The organism is Rhodospirillaceae bacterium (assembly GCA_018660465.1).
In the GTDB taxonomy this organism is placed as follows: Bacteria; Pseudomonadota; Alphaproteobacteria; order Rhodospirillales; family JABJKH01; genus JABJKH01.
Genome location: JABJKH010000079.1, coordinates 17,119 through 35,847, shown reverse-complemented (window position 1 = coordinate 35,847; position 18,729 = coordinate 17,119). Strand labels below are relative to the sequence as shown.

17 protein-coding genes are annotated in these 18,729 nt (G+C 50.5%); 6 read left to right on the top strand and 11 right to left on the bottom strand.

Annotation, left to right across the window (positions count from 1 at the left end):
* Positions 1-280: 280 nt before the first annotated feature.
* The 3 genes from hemB to HOM51_12485 all read left to right on the top strand — a co-directional run bounded on the left by hemB (position 281) and on the right by HOM51_12485 (position 4,851).
* Positions 281-1,246 carry a porphobilinogen synthase gene (gene hemB, locus HOM51_12495; GenBank protein ID MBT5035328.1) on the top strand — a complete coding sequence of 322 codons (966 nt, stop codon included), beginning with the start codon at positions 281-283 and terminating at the stop codon, positions 1,244-1,246.
* Between the two features lie 75 nt (positions 1,247-1,321).
* Positions 1,322-3,628 carry a penicillin acylase family protein gene (locus HOM51_12490; protein MBT5035327.1) on the top strand — a complete coding sequence of 769 codons (2,307 nt, stop codon included), beginning with the start codon at positions 1,322-1,324 and terminating at the stop codon, positions 3,626-3,628.
* Positions 3,625-4,851, top strand: a complete 1,227-nt coding sequence (locus HOM51_12485; GenBank protein MBT5035326.1) for a threonine ammonia-lyase — start codon at positions 3,625-3,627, stop codon at positions 4,849-4,851. The genes HOM51_12490 and HOM51_12485 overlap by 4 nt, the downstream gene beginning before the upstream one ends.
* On the opposite strand, the gene HOM51_12480 is transcribed toward HOM51_12485, so the two are convergent.
* Positions 4,848-5,645 (bottom strand): class I SAM-dependent methyltransferase, encoded by a 798-nt coding sequence (locus HOM51_12480; protein MBT5035325.1) that lies wholly within the window; start codon positions 5,643-5,645, stop codon positions 4,848-4,850. The genes HOM51_12485 and HOM51_12480 overlap by 4 nt on opposite strands.
* A 315-nt stretch (positions 5,646-5,960) precedes the next feature.
* Here HOM51_12480 and motA point away from each other — a divergent pair, with 315 nt between their 5' ends.
* The 3 genes from motA (at position 5,961) to HOM51_12465 (ending at position 8,616) form a co-directional block, all read left to right on the top strand.
* The gene (gene motA / locus HOM51_12475) at positions 5,961-6,830 is read left to right on the top strand and encodes a flagellar motor stator protein MotA (protein ID MBT5035324.1); all 870 of its coding nucleotides are present in this window, start codon (positions 5,961-5,963) and stop codon (positions 6,828-6,830) included.
* Between the two features lie 27 nt (positions 6,831-6,857).
* A complete protein-coding gene (gene motB / locus HOM51_12470; GenBank protein ID MBT5035323.1) occupies positions 6,858-7,811 on the top strand; it encodes a flagellar motor protein MotB in 954 nt (317 codons plus the stop codon).
* A 73-nt stretch (positions 7,812-7,884) separates the two neighbouring features.
* Positions 7,885-8,616 carry an arginyltransferase gene (locus HOM51_12465; protein MBT5035322.1) on the top strand — a complete coding sequence of 244 codons (732 nt, stop codon included), beginning with the start codon at positions 7,885-7,887 and terminating at the stop codon, positions 8,614-8,616.
* A gap of 39 nt (positions 8,617-8,655) precedes the next feature.
* Here the strand turns inward: HOM51_12465 and parC are convergent, their stop codons facing one another.
* The 10 genes from parC to HOM51_12415 form a co-directional block, all read right to left on the bottom strand.
* Complete coding sequence (gene parC, locus HOM51_12460) at positions 8,656-10,890, bottom strand: DNA topoisomerase IV subunit A (GenBank protein MBT5035321.1); 2,235 nt, start codon at positions 10,888-10,890, stop codon at positions 8,656-8,658.
* 77 nt (positions 10,891-10,967) lie between these two features.
* Positions 10,968-11,693 (bottom strand): DNA repair protein RecO, encoded by a 726-nt coding sequence (recO, locus tag HOM51_12455; protein ID MBT5035320.1) that lies wholly within the window; start codon positions 11,691-11,693, stop codon positions 10,968-10,970.
* An 85-nt stretch (positions 11,694-11,778) separates the two neighbouring features.
* Positions 11,779-12,690: a GTPase Era gene (era, locus tag HOM51_12450; protein ID MBT5035319.1), complete on the bottom strand. Its 912-nt coding sequence runs from the start codon at positions 12,688-12,690 to the stop codon at positions 11,779-11,781.
* Complete coding sequence (gene rnc / locus HOM51_12445; GenBank protein ID MBT5035318.1) at positions 12,680-13,366, bottom strand: ribonuclease III; 687 nt, start codon at positions 13,364-13,366, stop codon at positions 12,680-12,682. Before rnc ends, era begins: the two co-directional genes overlap by 11 nt.
* 43 nt (positions 13,367-13,409) lie before the next feature.
* A complete protein-coding gene (lepB, locus tag HOM51_12440) occupies positions 13,410-14,138 on the bottom strand; it encodes a signal peptidase I (protein MBT5035317.1) in 729 nt (242 codons plus the stop codon).
* A gap of 70 nt (positions 14,139-14,208) precedes the next feature.
* Positions 14,209-14,607: a holo-ACP synthase gene (locus HOM51_12435; GenBank protein ID MBT5035316.1), complete on the bottom strand. Its 399-nt coding sequence runs from the start codon at positions 14,605-14,607 to the stop codon at positions 14,209-14,211.
* Between the two features lie 22 nt (positions 14,608-14,629).
* Entirely contained in the window at positions 14,630-15,370 is a 741-nt protein-coding gene (locus HOM51_12430) for a pyridoxine 5'-phosphate synthase (protein ID MBT5035315.1), read from the bottom strand.
* Positions 15,367-15,960, bottom strand: a complete 594-nt coding sequence (locus HOM51_12425; GenBank protein MBT5035314.1) for a DUF2062 domain-containing protein — start codon at positions 15,958-15,960, stop codon at positions 15,367-15,369. The genes HOM51_12430 and HOM51_12425 overlap by 4 nt, the downstream gene beginning before the upstream one ends.
* A gap of 49 nt (positions 15,961-16,009) precedes the next feature.
* Positions 16,010-18,154, bottom strand: coding sequence for a bifunctional (p)ppGpp synthetase/guanosine-3',5'-bis(diphosphate) 3'-pyrophosphohydrolase (locus HOM51_12420; GenBank protein ID MBT5035313.1), 2,145 nt, complete (start codon positions 18,152-18,154; stop codon positions 16,010-16,012).
* Positions 18,155-18,230: 76 nt separating this feature from the next.
* On the bottom strand, positions 18,231-18,653 hold the full coding sequence (locus HOM51_12415; GenBank protein ID MBT5035312.1) for a DNA-directed RNA polymerase subunit omega: 423 nt from the start codon (positions 18,651-18,653) through the stop codon (positions 18,231-18,233).
* Between the last annotated feature and the right edge of the window lie 76 nt (positions 18,654-18,729).

The following is an 18,729-nucleotide window of genomic DNA, read 5'->3' as shown; positions in this document are numbered from 1 at the left end:
ACCCCGGTGCGCACACCATTGTGATTTCTCTACCTGTAATCGGATCAATGGCCACACACTTTCGAGCCCGCCCAACCTGATGGAACTCAAAATAGACCTTCCTTAATTTTACGTTCTTGTATTCCACGGACGTCCCAAGCGATAAAGGTTTAGCTTTGTATGATGAGCCTATATCTTACATAACTCCTTAAGAGACCGTTGCTGCAACCTAGAAATTTAGGGGAGAAAATTGGTGACTGATTCGAATGCCTTGGGACTAGGGACATATCCCGCGACACGCATGAGGCGGAACCGCCAATATGACTGGTCTCGGCGGATGACGACAGAAAATCGTCTGAGTGCTGATGATTTGATATTGCCCGTGTTCGTAATTGAAGGCGATAACAAGCGTGAAGCCATCGAGTCATTGCCGGAAGTGGACCGGGTATCGGTCGACTTGCTCGTGGATACAGCCGCACGTGCCGCAGATGAGGGTATCCCTGCCCTGGCGCTGTTTCCTTACATAGACGAAGAAATAAAAACACCCGATGCCCAAGAAGCTTATAACCCAGAAAATCTTGTGTGCCGTGCGATCAGGGCAATCAACGACGCAGACCTGGATATTGGTATAATCTGCGATGTGGCCCTGGACCCGTTCAACAGCGATGGTCATGACGGGATTGTTGAAGACGGTATTATCCTGAATGACGAAACGATTGAGGTGTTGTGTAAGCAAGCCCTTGTTCAGGCAGATGCCGGATGTCACATCATCGCCCCTTCCGACATGATGGATGGTCGCATTGGTGCGATCAGGAAGGCTCTCGATGATGCGGGACATGATCGAGTATCGATCATGTCATACTCAGCCAAGTATTCATCTGGATTCTACGATCCATTCCGCGACGCTGTTGGATCCAAGGGTTTGCTCAAAGGTGACAAAAAAACCTATCAGATGAGCCACGCGAATTCTGATGAGGCACTGCGCGAAACGGCAATGGATATTCAAGAAGGGGCTGACATGGTGATGGTCAAGCCGGGCCTGCCGTATCTCGATGTCCTATACCGAATTAAACAAACATTCGGCATGCCGACCTATGTTTATAACATCAGTGGCGAGTACGCGATGCTGCGCGCGGCCTCGGGCAATGGCTGGTTGGATTACGACAAAACGGTGATGGAGGTCCTGACAGCGTTCAAACGCGCAGGTGCCGATGGCATCTTAACCTATAGCGCATTTGATGCTGCAAGACTTATGTCAGAAATTTAATATTTCCAATTAGTTATGGGAATTAATTAAATCTTTATCAGAAGATTAAAAAAGGGGCTGGCCAGCGTACTTGTTGTGCTGATTATTGGCGCTGGCATCGGTGTTACGTGGCTTGCCACCACGCTTCCCAAGACCAAAGGGAGCGTGCATTTTGAAGGCATTCTGGGGCCAGTTCAAATCTTTCGCGACGCCCGTGCTATTCCCCATATATATGCAACAACATTGAACGAGGCCTACCGCGCCCTAGGTTTCGTCCATGCCCAAGACCGCTTTGCGCAAATGGAACTGATGCGCCGCCATGGCAGTGGAAGTCTTGCTGAGGTCATAGGTATGCGCGGTGTCCCGTCAGATCGTTTCATGCGGACATTAGGTTTTAATCGACTGGTTCAGGTTCAATTGCGGGGGCTTTCCGCATCGTCTCAGGCTGCACTCATTGCCTATGCAGACGGTGTAAATGGCTGGCTCAAAAACCGTCGAGCATCATTGCCGCTTGAAATGCAGCTGATGGGCTATACCCCCGAACCTTGGAAACCAGAGGATTCTCTAATCTGGGGTCGGGTCATGGCAATGTGGTTGAGTGGAAACTGGCGGACGGAATTCCTGCGGTTGCAATTAGTTAGCAAGCTTTCTCCTGAAAAAATTAACGCGCTTTGGCCACAAATTGATTTTAAAGATGAGATAGAACGAAACCTCGGCGCCCTCCTTCCTGCCAAATCAGCGGCGTTCTTGAATGACCTTCCTCAAATTTCAGACAGTGGTGCTTCAAATAGCTGGGTGATTGCTGGATCAAAGACTAAGTCAGGCAAGCCAATTCTGGCGAACGATCCTCATTTAGAATTCTTGGCCCCGATCATGTGGTATTTGGCGGACTTGAACACGCCGGAGCACCGACTATCAGGCGGAACCGTTCCGGGCGTGCCCTTCATCGTTCTCGGCCACAACAAACAGATCGCTTGGGGTGTCACCAGCACCCACCCTGATTTACAGGACTTATTTATAGAGACCTTGGTAGGCGGCGGATACGATTCACCCAATGGCCCAAAAGCCTTCGTTGAACGAAAAGAAATCATTCACGTTAAGGGGGACGATGATATCGAAATTACGGTGCGTGAAACCGTGCATGGGCCGATCATATCTGATGCCCTTCCGAAGTTGAAAAACGCCCTGAAGGGGAACCAAGTCCTGGCCCTCTCAGCAACATTTTTAAGACCCATTGATAGATCGCCTGATGCGTATTTCGGAATTAATACCGCACGGACCTTGGCTGAATTCAAGAAGTCTTTACGGCTTCTCCAGGCCCCTCATCTGAGTGTGACCTACGCTGATACATCTGGGAACATCGCGCGGTTTCTTCCCGGGTTGCTGCCTAAGCGAGAGAATGGCCGGGGCCAATTTCCTCAAATTGGGACAACGCCTGTTGCATCTCTTTCCCAAGAACTAGATGCCCCGCCTCAGCCAGGAGAGGGATACATAGTCGAAGCAAATAGCAATACAGTTTCAGATACTTACCCGCATTTTATTTCGGGATTTTGGGCGCCGGGGTATCGTACTGATCGGATTACATCGCTCTTGAAATCTGGGACTAATCATACCCCGGCTCAATCATGGGAGATTATGACTGACAACGTTTCTCCCTTGGCCAAACGGTTGTTGCCGTTGATGCAAAGTTTTGTCACCGGAAAGACCTATAAATCTAGCATCCTAAAATCCTGGAATGGTGCCATGGACCGCGACAAGGTCGCACCCACCCTGTTCATGAATTGGCTACGTGAGTTGAACATCGGTCTTTATGGTGACGAATTAGGGACGCTGACACCCCAGTTTCTGCGACTGAGACCCCTGTTTGTGGAAAGGGCCCTGACCACAGATCAAGATTGGTGTGATAATATTCAGACACTACCAACCGAAACATGCGCGACGGTTGTCACTGACGCTTTAAAAAAGGCGCGCTTCAAACTCTATGTTCACGATTATTCGGATCGGACCTGGGGCAAGTTCCATCGAGCCCACTTCCGTCACCCTGTGTTTTCAGCAATTCCACTACTGAATAAGTGGGCTAACTTATCCATTCCCTCAGACGGTGGTGCATTTACCGTCAACCGAGGAAACTTTAGACTCAACCGAGAAGCTAATCCCTTCCGTCACACCCACGGTGCGGGAATTCGCGCGGTTTACGATCTCGCCAACCTCAATAATTCACGGTTCGTCATTGCAACGGGTCAGTCTGGAAATATCCTCTCACCCCATTACCGCGACTTTCTAAAAGATTGGCGCGACAATAGATCGATTAAATTTGCCACCGATAAGATGGAATTACGGCGCATGGGTGCTAAGTTGTTGACGTTATTGCCCCAGAAGAAATCCCAGGAGAAAAACAAGTGAGCATCGACATCAAGGGAATAAGGGACGCGGCAAAGCTGCTTGAAGGGAAAGTCCTTCGCACGCCGAGCATTCCGTCACCTGTGTTTTCGGAAGCAAGTGGTGCCGATGTCTGGCTGAAACTTGAAAACCTACAGCATACGTCCTCGTTCAAGCCGCGCGGTGCCCTGATTCGGCTTTTGGTCCTGGATGAAACAGCGTGCCAAAACGGTGTCGTCGCTGCCTCTGCTGGCAATCACGCCCAAGGGGTTGCCTATCACGCCCAGGCCCTCGGCATAAACGCCACCATCGTCATGCCCCAAGAAACACCTTTTACAAAAATCCTGCGGACGGAAAAGTGGGGCGCAAAGGTGGTTTTAGATGGCACAGACTTATCTGAATCCGAAAATCGGGCGATTGAAATCGCTGCGCAGGAAAACCGAACCTTTATTCATCCTTACGATGATGAGGATATTATTCGCGGCCAAGGTACTGTCGGTCTGGAATTTGGAACCGATGTCCCGGACTTAGACGCCATCATCATTCCAATCGGCGGTGGTGGATTATTTGCCGGTGCCGGGACGGCCTTGAAAGCTTTAATCCCAGGGATAGAAATTTTTGGTGTGGAAGCGGCGGCCTATCCTTCCATGTCTGAAGCCGTATCCGGCGGCGATAAGCCTTCTGGCGGCGCGACTGTAGCCGAAGGCATCGCCGTTAAGCGCCCTGGCAAGCTTACCCGTCCCATCGTCGAAGCCTTGATGTCAGAAATCTTCACCGTCGGCGAAAGCGAGCTTGAACTCGCCGTAAAAAACTATCTCACCGAGCAAAAAATAGTCGTTGAAGGTGCGGGAGCAGCGCCTTTAGCGGCCCTGCTGCAAAACAAAGAAAGGTTTGCTGGGCGTAAGGTTGGCTTGATTGTGTCCGGCGGGAATATAGATTCGCGTCTGTTGTCATCAATCCTGGTTCGTGGCTTGGCGCGGGAAGGTCGCGTGGTTCGGTTGCGCGTTAGCATCGCTGATGAGCCTGGTGCCCTGGCAACAATCGCCAATGAGATCGGCAAAAAACGCGGCAATATCATCGAAGTCATGCACCAACGGATGTTCTATGACATGCCCGTAAAAGGGACAGAATTGGACTTCGTGATTGAGACCGTCAACAAAGAGCATGTCGACGAACTAATTGAGACTCTTCAAGAACTCGGCCATCAAACCAGATTGCTCAGCAGCACGTCAGAAGACGATTCTTAAAATCGCCAAATAAGCAGTTTGGTTTGCCGGCGGTCAGAAATCTCCACTGTCTCGGTCGGCGATTCGCCCGGAACCATAAACGAATTACTGATAAATATTGATCCGGGTTTCATCTCACGGCGTACCTTTTCGAACAATCGCTCCATTGGCGCTGGCGAGAGAAAAGCGTATACGACATCGAATTCAGATAAATCAATGTTCCACATATTGCCATAGCGTAGATGGATGTTTCTCTTACTCCCAAATAACGTCCGTAGCTTCGCTATTGAGAAGGGAATCGGGGCCGACTCGATGCCTGTAAACACACAATCTTCGCGAGATTTGGCTAAATACCCTAGCGTCCCGCCAATTCCGCACCCTAAATCAGCGAACGTCACCGATTGATTTTTTGGGAGTAAATCTGCCAATCCTGCCCAGGTGATTGGATTGGTCAGGTACAAAGGCACCCCTCGAATACTGTTCCAGTAAACCGCCACCAAGACAGCAAACAGGGCCAAAAATATCCATCCAGGAATTGCCAGTGTCATCGCTGCGTAGACCGATGGCGGGAATATTAAATTTATGATTTTCCACCATGAGGCCATCCCCATAGCCGCTCCAGATATTGCGGCAATACCCCCAGCTACTGCGGTCCAAGCGAAGGGGTGAACCATCGCGATAACCCCATCGGGCAGGACACCTGCGGCAATCACGACACCGATACTGCCGATCACTTGCGCGACGATTGCCTGGACGACAGGAAACCGACGGGTTCGCCGTGCAAGGTCTCTAAGGGTGGCAGGAAAGGTTGGCACGGATGATCCTCTCAATCGGCTTAAGTACCGCTGAACTGAAAGATAATCACGACCTGATTAAATGTACAAACTTGTTGGATTCTGAATTAAATTTATTAAATAGCACTTGGAGTATCGCAGACTATGCGTCTAAAGTTTTCACGCACCTAAGTTATAAAAATGTTATTTGCAGTTGCAGGGCAATAAATTGATTCCGCTTTGACAATTTTTAGACAGGAAAGCTTGATGAAATACGGAGCAACCCGTATCTTCATTTCAGAAACGTAAAGACTCAAAAGTTGTGGTGTAAGTAATTTAAGAGTGTCGGGGCGCTAAATGTTTTTCATCATCGGATTTGTATTGGTTTCAGCGTCGGTTATCGGCGGCTACGCGGCCGCAGGCGGTCACCTAGACGTTCTATGGCAGCCCTTGGAATTCGTTATTATTTTCGGAGCCATGATCGGAGGCTTCATTATTGCCTCGCCCAAACAAGTTCTCGGTGGGGTCGGCAAGGCTTTAGGTGGTACGCTGATCAAGGGACCGTCATATACCAAGGCAAGTTATCTAGAACTTATTGGTTGTCTTTATGCGGTCTTTCGTGTTGCCAAATCAAAGGGCGATCTGGCATTGGAATCGCATGTTGAAAAACCTGAAGACAGCACGCTCTTTGGCAATTTTCCGAAATTCGCAAAAGACCACCATGCACTTGAATTTCTCTGTGACTATCTCCGAATGTTGACCCTTGGCACCAGCAACGCTTACGAAGTCGAAGCCGTCATGGACATGGAACTCGAAAGCCATCATGAGGAAATGCATGCAATCTCGGGGGCAATCGACGACATGGGACAAGCGGCCCCGGCATTCGGGATTGTTGCCGCTGTTCTTGGCGTTATTCACACAATGGGTTCGATTACCGAGCCCCCCGAAGTATTAGGCCACCTGATTGGTGGCGCCTTGGTTGGAACGTTCGCCGGTATCTTAATGTCCTACGGCTACCTTGGGCCGATGGCTAAATCAGTTGCTACCAGCCATGCCTCTGATGCAAAATATTTGGAGGTCATCAAGGCCGCGGTCATTGCTCATATGCAAGGGTATGCGCCACAGGTTTCTGTTGAATTCGCTCGTAAGATAATTCCTGGAAATATGCGCCCGACCTTTGCTGAGGTTGAAGATATGGTCCAGAATCTACCGTCAGATGCGGGTTAATTTTGCCACTTATTGGGTTGATAAGGTATGACTGAAGGCTCTGAAGCCTCAATCATCATCAAGAAGGTTAAAAAGGGCCATGGTGGTGCCCATGGCGGTGCCTGGAAACTAGCCTACGCCGACTTCGTGACCGCCATGATGGCATTCTTTCTGCTGATGTGGCTGTTGAATTCAGTTACCCAAGAACAGTTAGAAGGCATTGCCAACCACTTCGCGCCGACAGCGGTTTCTCAATCGAATAGTGGTGCTGGCGACGTCTTGGGCGGCAAGGTTCTTTCCGAAGAAGGTGCACAGACCGCCGAGTCATCACGTTCGAGTATTGCCCAGGATCTCCCTCCTCCCAAGGCAGGAGAAGGTAGCGGCGGCCCGAACACCCAGTCCAGCACTGAAGAAGCCGAAGAAGTTGCTAAGGCAAAGGAAGAAAAGCAGTTCGAGGAAGCCAAAAAAGAACTCGAAGAAAAGATTAAGAGCAACCCCTCCTTCCGACGTTTGGCCAAGAGTTTATTGATCGACAACACCCCTGAGGGCCTTCGAATTCAAATCGTTGACCAAGACGGTCTCGCCATGTTCCCCAGCGGCAAGGCAACCATGTACCTACATACCAAACGAGTCGTGGAAATGGTTGTGGGCGTCATCGAAAAAATGACGCAGAAGCTTGCGATTTCTGGCCATACTGACTCGGTGAAGTTTGGATCCGGTGCCGGTTATACCAACTGGGAGTTATCTGCGGATCGGGCTAATGCTGCCCGTCGGGCCTTATTGGAATTCGGCTTGGACCCAACACGACTCGGTCGTGTCGTCGGCAAGGCAGCAACAGATCCATTGCTTAAGGACAATCCCAAGGCGGCCCGGAATAGGCGTCTCAGCATTATTCTGCTGCGGGGGACTGGAACTGGAGCCAAAGCCAAAAAGGCTGCTCCGGCAAAGTCCGAGGCCCTTCCCGGGCTTGACGACATTCAGAAAAAACAGTTGCAACAGTAGATCGCGCGCTATTTTCCATGTTACGGTTTCCTCCTCTCGACTTATTTTATTTACGCGGGTATTTGAGGGGGCGATGAAACACCAACCGCTTCACGGGTCTCGGTTCTTTTTTGCAACGGCCCCGTTGCCGTGTCCGTACCTGCCTGACCGTGTTGAACGCCGGGTGGTTACGGAATTGGTGGGTCGCGAGGCTGCACACTTCCACGATGTTCTCTCTAACGCGGGTTATCGTCGCAGTCATTCGGTTGCTTATACGCCGGCCTGCCCAGATTGCGATGCCTGCGTCGCCGTGCGGATTGTCAGTGACAAATTCGTCGCGACGCGCTCGATGAAGCGGGTTTCTAAAGCGAATGCTGGTTTAACCGTAAATGAGCGCGAGCCAATTGCGACAGAAGAGCAATACGCCCTGTTTCGGCTTTACCAACAATCGCGCCATGCATCTGGCGACATGGCGCGTATGGACTTTGTTGATTACCGGGCATTGATCGAAGAAACCCCAGTTGAATCAACAGTTTTGGAATTCCGGGATTTTGAGGGATGTCTGGTCGGGGCTTGCTTGATTGATCGGGTTGCGAATGGCCTTTCTGCTGTCTACAGCTTTTTCGATCCGGATTTAAGTTCGCAGAGTTTGGGAACGTACATTATTCTGTGGCTGATAGAGCATGCCAAAAAGCAAGAATTACCCTATGTCTATTTAGGATTCTGGGTCGATGAATGCGATAAGATGTCCTACAAAGCGAAATTCCAACCGCTGGAACACTACTCCCCATCTGGCTGGAAATTATTAAGCGAATCGCCGGAATAACTCACTTAATTCAATTACTTGAATTATTACCTTAAGGTGTCACGAAAACTTATTCGTGCGGGCAAATCCGGTCGGTGGCATGTATCCAGCCTGTGCACGCTTACCTGTCCAACGCAGGAGATCGGTTTCAGTCCGCATCCGTCCGACGCCAGCCTGCCAGGTTAACCCGTCTTCCAATTTAAATGTTTGAACATCGCTCAGACCGCCATCTTTGTAACGTTGCAAAATGACCCCGCGCCCACGGCTCATCACCGGCAGATCATCGAGCCTAAATATCAAAAGCTTTCGGTTCTCACCAATGATCGCAATAGAATCAGCATCAGGGCTAACGAACTTACAAATAGCTGCTTCTTCATCACCGCCCAAATTTAGAACCTGTTTGCCGTTTTTCGTCTGCGCGATGATCTCTTTTTCTTCGACGATGAATCCGCGCCCGCGATCTGATGCAACGACCAGACGCCGTTCTGAATCATGAACAAAAATGTTTATGAACTCCGCGTCATTCTGCAGATCAATGGAAAGCCGCAAGGGTTCACCATGGCCGCGTCCACCCGGCAGCTTATCGCAGCCGACGGTGTAGAATCTCCCGTTGGTGGCAAAGACGATAAGCTTGTCTGTCGTCTGCGCGTGGAATATGAATTTCTCTTTGTCGCCGTCTTTGTATTTCATGTCCGACGGGTCGCCGACATGGCCGCGCACGGCACGAATCCATCCCTTCTCCGAACAAACAACAGTGATGGGTTCACGTTCAATCATCGCTTCCAAGGGAACCACAACGGCTGTGGGAGCATCACCAATAACAGTTCGCCGCTTTCCAAGTTCTGTCTTGGTACTAAATTGTTTTCCGGTTGCAGAGATTTCATCAGAAATAACGGACCAACGTTTTTTCTCGTCTCCTAACAGAGACTTAAGTCCTGACATTTCCTCGTTAAGGCGGTCATTTTCTTGCTGAATTTCTATTTCTTCGAGCTTACGTAACTGACGCAGGCGCATATTCAGAATGGCTTCCGCCTGCACGTCGCTGAGCTTGAACGCTTTTATCAGTTCTGCCTTGGGCTCGTCGGTCTCGCGAATGATGCGAATGACCTCATCCAAGTTCAAAAACGCGATCAGCATGCCGCCAAGAATTTCCAACCGATGCTCTATTTTCTGCAATCGATTGCGGCTGCGGCGTTCCAGCACATCCATGCGATGCGCTAAAAACGCGTTCAAAACCTCCCGCAGTTTCATGACCCGAGGGGTCTGCCCGGCGTCCAGAACATTCATGTTCAAGCTGACCCGGGTTTCAAGGTCAGACTGACGGAACAATTGCTCCATCAACATATCTGGATCAATCGATCGCGTCTTGGGTTCCAAGATTAAACGCACTTCAGTCGTCGATTCATCGCGGACATCGGCCAATATTGGCAGCTTCTTGGCGTTCAACAGTTCGGCGATCTTCTCAATGAGCTTTGATTTTTGAACTTGATACGGAATTTCCGTGACGACGATCTGATAAAGCCCCCGAGGCAGCTTCTCAACTTCCCACTTGGCGCGCAGCCGGAACCCACCTTTACCTGTCTTGTAGGCTTCTAAAATAGCGTCTGGGGCCTCTACCAAGACACCGCCCGTGGGGAAATCAGGACCCGGGATGAATTCCATCAGCTTTTCAAAGCCGGCATTCGGGAACTTGATCAGGTGCAATGCTGCACGGCAGAGCTCGGCTATGTTGTGCGGTGGAATGTTTGTCGCCATGCCAACGGCAATGCCAGCGGCACCATTGGCCAACAAATTGGGATAACTGGCAGGGAGAACGGCGGGTTCTGATTCTTCGCCGTCGTAGGTCTCGACAAAATCAACGGTGTCTTCGTCGATGCCTTCCATTAAGGCCAAAGCGACCTCTGTCAGGCGCGCTTCGGTATATCGCATGGCCGCTGCGTTATCACCGTCGATGCTGCCAAAGTTGCCTTGCCCGTCCACGAGCGGATAACGCACTGCGAAGTACTGAGCCAAACGGACCATCGCGTCATAGACCGCGACATCGCCGTGGGGGTGGTATTTGCCAATAACATCACCGACCACGCGCGCACATTTTTTGAAGCCCGATTTCGGGTCCAACTTGAGTTTCAGCATGGCATACAGAAGGCGCCGATGGACCGGCTTCAATCCATCGCGCACATCCGGCAGGGACCGCGACATGATCGTCGACAAGGCATAGGATAGATAGCGCTCGCCCAAGGCCTCCGCGAGCGGCGCGTTGCGTATATCACCTGTCGGTTCGTTGGCTGTCGTCATGGCATGTATTACCTTGTGGTATCTCTATATATAGCGGCCTTCAACATAAAACCCTCAACCCCTCGTGTCTATCCTTCTCAGCGAGGTTTCTTGCGAAGGGATTCAATTAAACGGTCTCGGGCACCAGGAAAGGTCCCGCCACGATGGTCGTCAAGAAACCGGGACAGGAAATAGCCCGTCAGTTCAAGACCTTTCAAGATATCGTCCGGACTGGCCGATTTGCTGTCTTCAATTAAGAATTCGGGGAGAGGCAGCAGCTTTGATTTATAGGGTGCCCCTGCCCCTGCTGAAACCGCTCGGCCTGACTTAGGTGAAACGTAAATGAGGTCTTCTGTTTGTTCGGTTGCGGCACAGCTAGATAAATCCAGGCCGTAACCTAACTCTGACAATAGGTACAACTCCCATTTAACGTAGTTTTCTTGCCAATCCTGACCCGGCAGCGTTTCCATCATTTCGACTAAGGCTGAAAATATACCGGGCTCATCGACACGTTCTGGCAAGGTTGAATTGGCAACCGCGCAGTACGAACTCAAGGCGGCCAGTCGAGCCGGGTCATCCAGTACCGCCGACGAATATGCGCGTTCCATCTCACAGGTGAAGGACCCGAGTTGTTCTTCTAGCCGCGCACGCCATGTCACTTGAAGTAAATTGCCCGGTTGGAGTAACGGGCTTTTTCGTTTTCCAGAACCACCCCGAACAAGGCCCGCATGCCGCCCATGGGATTCGGTTAATAGGGTGACGATCGCCGACGATTCGCCGTGCTTGTGAACGTTAATTACGATCCCGTGGTCAGTCCAGTCCATTTTGGCCAATCCATTCGGCCAACCCATAAGGTTAAACCATAAGGTTTTCTGGCGATTCGCAAAGGTTTAGGACTTGTCCTTAAGCCTAGGCATTAAAGTCCAAATTCCATTCTCGATAGCGATCTGGGTCGTCGCCCCATTTGCCTTTAACTTTAATAAACAGGAACAGATGAACTTTTGTTCCGATAATGTCTTCGAGTTCGAGTCGAGATGCTTCGCCAAGTGCTTTGATTCTTGAGCCCTTTTTGCCAAGCACGATTCCCTTTTGGCTATCGCGCTCTATATAGATGATCTGCCGGACCTTAACCGATCCATCTTCAAACTCTTCCCAACTCTCTGTCTCCACAGTTGAAGCATAGGGCAGTTCTTCGTGTAGCTGTTCGTAGAGTTTTTCTCTTGTGATCTCAGCGCTGAGCAAACGAAGCGGCATGTCGGAAATTTGATCTTCCGGGAACATCCACGGACCCTCTGGGACTTGGCCTGCGAAGAACGTCAATAGTTCCTCTACCCCGTCTCCGTTTTCGGCTGAGACCATGAAGGTCTCGCCAATTTCCCAAGTCTGGTTTATGTCGGATGCAAGCTGTAAGAGGTTAGGCTTCTTGACCAAGTCAATTTTGTTCAAAACCAAATCCGGTTTTATTTTCAATTCGTTAAGCTTCTTTAAAATTGCGCGGGAGTTCTTGTCGACGCCGCCTTTACTGCTATCGATTAGGACGATGGTTCTGTCCGCTTCTGCACTTCCCGACCAAGCGGAAGCAACCATCGCACGATCCAGGCGCCGTCGCGGCTCAAAAATTCCCGGCGTATCCATCAGAACTATTTGACTATTTTCGCTTAAGCAGATTCCCAGTACCCGTGTTCGGGTGGTCTGAACTTTGTGACTGACGATAGACACCTTCGATCCGACAAGCCGATTGACCAAGGTCGACTTACCGACGTTGGGCGCACCAACAACGGCGATATAGCCGCAACGCGGGGATGCTTGATCATCGGTCATTGGTTGGATCCAGTTGTTCGAGCAAATGTTTCGCGGCTTCTTGTTCGGCAGAGCGTTTGGATTTCCCTTGGCCTGTCGCCTCACGTCCATCATTCAACGACACTTGAACTGTAAAAATGGGGGCATGTGCGGGACCCTCGCGACCTGTCTCGACATAAATTGGAAGCGGCATACCGCGGCCCTGCCCCCATTCCTGCAATGCCGTCTTTGCATCCATCGGCGGTCTCAGATCAGCGTCCATCAACGCCGTCCAATGGCGCAGGATGAATTCAGAGGCGGGTTCATAGCCGCCATCCAGATAGATCGCCGCGATAAGCGCCTCGCACGCGTCTGCAACAATGCTATCCTTGGCTTTCTCAGTAGCCGCGTCACGTTCCGATTGAGACAGATTTAAATGCTCTATAATGCCTAGCTTTCCACCAACTACCGCCAAGGCTTCCCGGCGCACCAAGGCCGTAAATCGTCGTGCCAGATGTCCCTCAGGCTCATCTGGAAAGGTGCTGTAAACCAGATCTGCAATTGTAAGCCCAAGAACTCGATCCCCTAAAAATTCAAGGCGTTCATTTGATTCATTTTGTTGGCCGCGACCGCCCGCGACACTCGAATGAGTCAAGGCAAGCTCGAGCAAGTCCTGACGCTTAAAAGTATATTCGAGCTTGTTTTCAAGCTGTTTCATTTAATTTTCGTGGCCAATATGCGCGAATACAACGTTCTTCGCGCTAGTTAATTCCGGTGAAGAACCGCCCAAACCTTAGGCTCTTCGGCCATTCCCAAAAGAGCCACCCGTTTCCATCAACTGAAAAGAACAGAACTTCAGCACGACCGACCAAGTTAACCTGGGGAACGAAACCAACATCAGGAAATCGGCTGTCGTTGGAATGGTCCCGGTTATCACCCATCATAAAGTAATGGCCCTTCGGCACTGTGTATACAGAGGTGTTGTCGGCGGGAAAATCATCACCAGATTCCAAGATGTAATGTTTGACGCCATTTGGTAAAGTTTCCAAAAACCGGGATTGCTGAATCGGCCGTCCGCGGTCATATGAGATATGCAGATCAACAAATTGCCGATCTACCGGCTTGTCATTGATATTTAAAATTCCACCGACGACTTGGATTTTGTCACCAGGAAGGCCAACGATGCGCTTGATATAGTCGGTTGCATTATCGCTGGGCGTTTTAAATACGGCGACGTCTCCCCTTTCCGGCTCATCTACGAGAATACGATCGCTAATCAGAGGCAGGGAAAACGGCAGGGAATATTTACTATACCCATAAGAAGACTTTGAAACAAAAAGGTAATCCCCGACCAGCAGTGTTGGAAACATAGATCCACTTGGGATGTTAAAGGGCTCGTAGGCGAAGGTTCTAATAACCAAGGCTATCAAGATGGCATATATGACAGTGGTGACGGTCTCGCGTGTGCCGCTTTGGCTATTCTTCGACATCCAGGAACTAACTATCTCTTTGAGGAATAAGTAATATTGCGGCGATCAATACAGCACGAATGGAGGGTGTTCAAGCGGGTTCAGCGGATATCACGACCATGGCATGGGCCATTGGGTATTCATCGGTCAGGCTGATGTCGATTTGTGCTGTCATACCAATGGGGGTCAAGGAGTTGAGTTTGGCCAAAGCACCGCCCGTCAGAACCATGTAGGGTTTCCCGGACGGCAAATTTTCTACACCCAAATCTCGCCAAAAGACGCCTTCCCGAAATCCGGTCCCGAGCGCCTTTGCACACGCCTCCTTTGCGGCATAAAACATGGCGTAGCGATTGGCAGGGGCATCTCGGCGGATAGCTTTTGTACGTTCTAAGTCGGTATAAATTCGATCCGTAAAGCGGTCGCCAAACCGTTCCAGGGTTTTCTCAATCCGCCGAATATCGCACAAGTCAGTTCCTATTCCGATAATCATACCAATGCCTTAAAAGACTTTCCTAATATACTGTCAAGCGTGCTTCTCGGATCAATTTCTTCATTTCCTTGATGGCGTCCGGCAGTCCAGTAAAGATCGCCTCGGCAATAAGAAAGTGACCAATATTGAGTTCACGAATGTTGGGGATCCCGGCGATTAGTTTTACCGAGTTGAACGTGAGACCATGCCCCGCGTGACATTCGATGCCCATGCGGTCGGCCAATTCAACCGCGGCCCGAATTTTCTCCAACTCTGCTAGGCGCGCCTCACCTGTTAGATCGCAATAGGTGCCGGTGTGGAGTTCAACGACGGGAACACCCAAATCCTGGGCGGCTTCCAACTGCGCGGTTTCAGGCGCAATAAACAACGAAACTCGAATACCCGCGTCCTTTAGCTCAGCAACAGTATCCGCCAGCTTCGCGCCACCCCCAGCCACGTCTAATCCGCCTTCTGTCGTACGTTCCTCGCGCTTTTCCGGCACGATACAGGCGGCATGGGGGCGGTGGCGAACGGCGATTGCCGTCATTTCAGTCGTTGCCGCCATTTCCAAATTCAGGGGTACGTCGATTTTGTCCATGATCCGGGCAATGTCTTCATCAACGATGTGACGGCGGTCTTCGCGGAGGTGCGCGGTAATGCCATCTGCACCCGCCTCCGCTGCCATGATCGCCGCCCGCGCAGGATCAGGATATGCACCGCCTCTGGCATTTCGCACAGTAGCGACATGATCAATGTTAACACCGAGGCGGGGAACCAATGTCATTTTGCTTCCTCCTCCTTTTTTAATGATGCGGTACGGCGCTGAATGCGGTTGTGTTGGTAATTTTTAATCAAAGGCCTCAAGGCCCAATAAAATGCAAACCACGTGACAATAACGGTCGGCACACTGCCAATCAGCATGGATCGAAAAATCGGCCAGCCAGATTCGGCCACCACAGCAAAATTAAATTTTAAAGTGGCCTCTATCATCTGACTGAAAAGATGGGCAAAATCCGGGTCGACAGTCCCATTGCTATGGTGAAATGGATCGAGAATTTTACCGGTTTCGTAAATCCAAACCCAAATAAACGGAAATGTCCATGGATTTCCAACGGCGGTACCAATCGCCGATGACAAGATGTTAGCGCGCATGATCCACGCCCAGATGCCACCCAAGATAAAATGCAGTCCAACAAATGGCGTAAACGATATCGCAGCACCACAGGCAAAGCCACCTGCCAGGGTATAGGGCGTCCCCGGCAATCGTGCGAGCCTGTGAAAGATGTAACTAAAGGACCGTCGCCAACCAGATTGCGGCCAGACAAAGCCGCGTAATTTAGAAGGAAGCGATGGTTTTTGTCGGCGACGGAACATGACACACCCAAGAAAAATACGTCTAAGTATCTAATTTAAAGAAATAATTTTAACTTCTCGCCCGTTCCACAGAATTGATCGATGGAATTCCCCTGAGAGCAGCAATGATATTGGTCAGATGTTTCACGTCTCTCACTTCAATATCAATAACTAATTCAAAAAATTGCGGTGATCGACCGACAGTTTTAAGATTGCTGATGTTGCCACCATTGTTTGCAATCACGGTCGACAGTTTCCCCAAGGACCCAGGTTCGTGCAGCACTGTTACGTTGACCCGTCCGACGGCCTCAACAAGTTCATCACTTTCCTGATCCCAAGCAACATCCAACCAAAGGTCCTCTTCGATCTCTGATTGTTCCAGTGCTTCGCAATCTATTGTGTGAATATCCAATCCCTTGCCTGGAAAAGCGACGCCGACAATTCTATCGCCTGGCAACGGATGGCAGCAGTCTGCAAAGTGAACGGCCATACCAGGGATCAATCCTTTAATTGGAATTGAACTTTCGCCGCCTTGTTGATCCCTCCTAGCGGTCAAGTCGACGACATTCTTTTCGACCTTGGCGTCAGGCTTTAAGCCCGGGAAGACGGCTTCCAGGATTTCTCGTCCAGTGCGATGGCCATCGCCAACCGATTGAAAAATATCATCGGGGGTTTCGGCTTTAAACGTTGTAAGAACTGATTCCAACGTTTTCTCTGTAAACTCATATCCCTCCCCCGCATAGGCCCGTTCCAAAATTGCACGGCCTAGTTTGATGTATTCATCCCTTTCTTGTGCGTGCACAAATCGGCGAATGCGCGACCGTGCCTTACCTGTGACGATAAAGCGTTCCCAAGTCGGTGACGGGGTCTGGGCTTTGGAGGTGATGATATCGACCTGGTCGCCATTTTCCAGCTGGGCATCCAAGGGAACAATGCGGCCATTGATCTTTGCCCCGACACACCGGTCGCCGATTTCGGTGTGCACCGCATAGGCGAAATCAACCGCTGTTGCACCTAATGGAAGATTGATGATGTCGCCCTTCGGCGTGAAGCAAAACACCTGGTCTTGGAACATCTCCAACTTGGTGTGTTCTAGGAAATCATCTGGACCAGCGGCGTTATCAAGAATTTCCAGAAGCTCCCGCAGCCAACGGTACCGCCGGCCATCTGTCTTTTCTGAGTTTTGTTTGTAGGTCCAGTGGGCGGCGACACCAAATTCGGCGACCTCGTTCATGTCGCGGGTTCTAATTTGGACTTCAATGCGGTGCCGGGCCGGGCCGATGACACTTGTGTGCAGGGATTTATAGCCGTTCGGTTTCGGGGTGCTGATATAATCTTTAAACCGCCCTGGAACGACGGGGTATGCGCCGTGCAAGGATCCCAACGCCCGGTAGCAATCTTCTGGAAAATCTAAGATGACGCGGAACGCGATTATATCAGAAAGTTGTTCGAAGCTTATATTCTTATGACGCATTTTTCGCCAGATCGAATATGGCGTTTTCTCTCGTCCAACGATTGTCGCCTTGATACCGCTCTTCTTAAGAGTGTCGGTTAGCTCGTTGATGATCCCTGGAACCAGGTCTTCGCCCTCTTCCTTCAAGAAGTTTAATCTCGCCAGAATCGACGCCCGCGCATCAGCGTTAATTTCAGCGAACGATAGGTCCTCTAGCTCCGACTTCATTTCCTGAATGCCGATGCGTTCGGCCAAGGGCGCGTAGATCTCCATGGTCTCAATGGCGATGCGGCGGCGTTTCTCTGCGCCTTTAATGTGGTGCAAGGTCCGCATGTTATGCAGTCGGTCGGCGAGTTTAACCAGCAACACCCGAATGTCTTCCGACATGGCGAGGAGAAATTTCCGAAAATTTTCCGCCTGCTTGGAATCTTCGGACTGGAGTTCTATGCGGGTAAGCTTGGTCACACCATCGACTAAGCCAGCGACCTCGTCACCGAACTGACGTTGGATATCGTCGGCAGTTGCCAGGGTATCTTCGATTGTATCGTGAAGCAGGGCGGTAATTATTGACGCGCCGTCGAGCTTAAACTCGGTCAATATACCGGCAACTTCGAGGGGATGGGAGAAGTAAGGATCACCGGAGGCTCGCTTTTGCTTACCATGGGCCTTCATCGAATAAACGTAGGCTCGGTTTAGAGCATCCTCATCGGCCCCTGGATCGTACGCCTTAACCCGTTCCACCAATTCGAACTGACGGATCATGGTGCGCGCGTCCTAACATTTTTATATTGGGCCGCTGATAGCGCCCAAATTTAGAGCCGTGGGTTATACCTATTTTCTATTTAGCGATCTCGTCCGAGTCAGAATCATCAGCTGCTGGCATTTCGAGAGCAACTTCGTCTAGCGGAGCCTCAACTTCACCACCGATATGAATCTCCAATGATTCTTTTTTAGCTGGCGCACCGAATGAATCCCCAATGACTTCATCTTGAAGAGCGTCCATGTCCATATCCTCGTCAACGGGTTCATCGACTTCAACAAACTTCTGCATGCCTTTTACCAAGGTCTCTTCCAAGGTATCGAGTTCAACCAAATCGTCAGCAATTTCACGCAATGCAACGACGGGATTTTTATCGTTATCGCGTTCCAATTCCAATTGCGACCCTGCTGAAATGTTTCGCGCCCGCTGAGCAGCGATCATAACAAGCTCAAACCGGTTGGGAATTTTGTCGATACAATCTTCAACGGTAACCCGTGCCATAACTTTAATTCTCCACTGGGGAAACGGTAATTAAAAATAGGTGCCCACCAACAAAGCTGGTAAGCGAGCCGTTTAT